Origin of the sequence: Sporolactobacillus inulinus, from assembly GCF_006539285.1 — a bacterium.
In the GTDB taxonomy this organism is placed as follows: Bacteria; Bacillota; Bacilli; order Bacillales; family Sporolactobacillaceae; genus Sporolactobacillus; species Sporolactobacillus inulinus.
The window spans coordinates 1-1,287 of record NZ_BJMS01000210.1 but is presented as its reverse complement, the minus strand read 5'-3'; the positions used below and the strand labels follow the sequence as shown (position 1 = coordinate 1,287).

Genomic DNA, 1,287 nt, shown 5'->3' with positions numbered 1-1,287 from the left:
GTTTTTGTCAATATCATACCTATAGTGTTTATGGCAGAGGTACACTGCGGGTTGACATAATTAATTGCATAAGTTATCAGCTGTAGAAATAAAGTTTCTGTCAATAAAAGTTAAACAATTTTTCAACTGCCATAAATCAAGCCCACATCTTTGATTAGATGTGGGCTATTTGACATTTACATTAATTTCTTGGAGTTCTTTGTTATGCTTTTTTTTCAGTTTATTAAATTCCCTCTGAAAAAATCCAATTTGTTTTTTTATCTTTTTTTCAATATTTACATAGTATAAGGAGTCACATCCAGAAATGGGTATTGAAAAAACTTTTTGTGCATTCACAGCATAATTTAGCATGTTTTTCATCTTTCTAGGTTTTGAAGACAGATACATAATCGTTGCTTTCCTTCTGCCTTTTATACTTTGTCCTGCTTCTGAATCCTTTTTTGCACAATCGAGTCCTTCTTTTATTTTTTCAATATGCTTTGACTTAATTCTTCTAAGCAAGTATTTCTTACGTAATCTGGGATAATGATCACTTTCAACTATAGTTCTTTCTTCAAGATTTCTAGCTAATAATATTATTCCCTTTTTGCCGCGATAATGGAACTTATATAATGTTTTTGAACGAAGAAAAACTGTTTTACCATTAAATTCAAAACCTAAATAATCAAATGTAGTAGCTGTTGATGTATTGTTCTTATAAATTTTCCTTTCTCCTTTTACAAAATGAAGTAATTTCGTTTTTTTAGTCTCTATATCTAAAAATAACTCATTTTCACTTTTGGATATAATACGACTTTTAATCTCATTAACACAGGCGTAATCGCATTTGCTCTCAGGAAGTATAATTACAAAATCATCTGAGTATCTCCGATAAAATCCACCGTATGACTTTACTAAACGATCAACATATTCGTCAAAAAAAATCATATATACATTTGCTAAAACAGCACTTATTGCTGTACCTTGGGGTATTCCCTTGTTATTGGTACTAGATAAATGTAATTTTCCGGTTTTTATGTAATTGCCCAATTTTTTTCGATTATCCACGTATGTTTTTCCATGAAATGGCTTATAGAGAGCATCAATTTCCTTTTTGCTTATCGTACGGTATTTTGTAACAAATTTTAATATAGAATACCAATCATCCTGTAGTTTTAAATCTACGTCACCTAATAAAACCTGTTTTACAGTTTTAAGCAATAATTGATGATTTAGAGTATCAAAAAAAGAAGAAAAATCGCCTTTTATTATCCATGCATTTTTTTCTTTCCACAAAAAATCAAATAC

1 protein-coding gene is annotated in these 1,287 nt (G+C 29.4%); it reads right to left on the bottom strand.

Annotated elements, in window-relative coordinates:
• Positions 1-165 precede the first annotated feature (165 nt).
• Positions 166-1,287, bottom strand: a 1,122-nt coding sequence (locus SIN01_RS14740; protein ID WP_141306176.1) for a reverse transcriptase/maturase family protein, incomplete at its 5' end; no start/stop codon positions are given.